Below are 361 nucleotides of genomic sequence, written 5' to 3' on the forward strand. Positions count from 1 at the left end.
GCGTCGGCGCCGTCGAGCACCCGCGCCTGCAGGGCGGCGTTAACCGGCGCCGGGGTGTGGCCGTATTCGCCTTTCAGGATACCGGCGGTCTCTTTAGCGATGGTTTTGTAGCGCTCGCCGCCCAGCACGTTAAGCACCGCCTGGGTGCCGACAATCTGCGAGGTCGGGGTGACCAGCGGGATGAAGCCGAGGTCCTCGCGCACGCGGGGGATTTCCGCCAGCACCTCATCCAGACGGTGGGCGGCGCTCTGCTGTTTAAGCTGGCTCTCAAGGTTGGTGAGCATCCCGCCCGGCACCTGGGCGACCAGGATACGGCTGTCGGTGCCTTTCAGCTGGCCTTCGAAGGCGTGGTATTTTTTGC

1 pseudogene is annotated in these 361 nt (G+C 65.7%); it reads right to left on the reverse strand.

The features are described from left to right. A pseudogene (locus PGR09_RS24560) lies at positions 1-361 on the reverse strand (sodium-extruding oxaloacetate decarboxylase subunit alpha); the annotation flags it as partial.

The sequence above is a fragment of the Klebsiella sp. 141251 genome (assembly GCF_050600725.1).
GTDB classification, from domain to species: domain Bacteria; phylum Pseudomonadota; class Gammaproteobacteria; order Enterobacterales; family Enterobacteriaceae; genus Klebsiella; species Klebsiella aerogenes.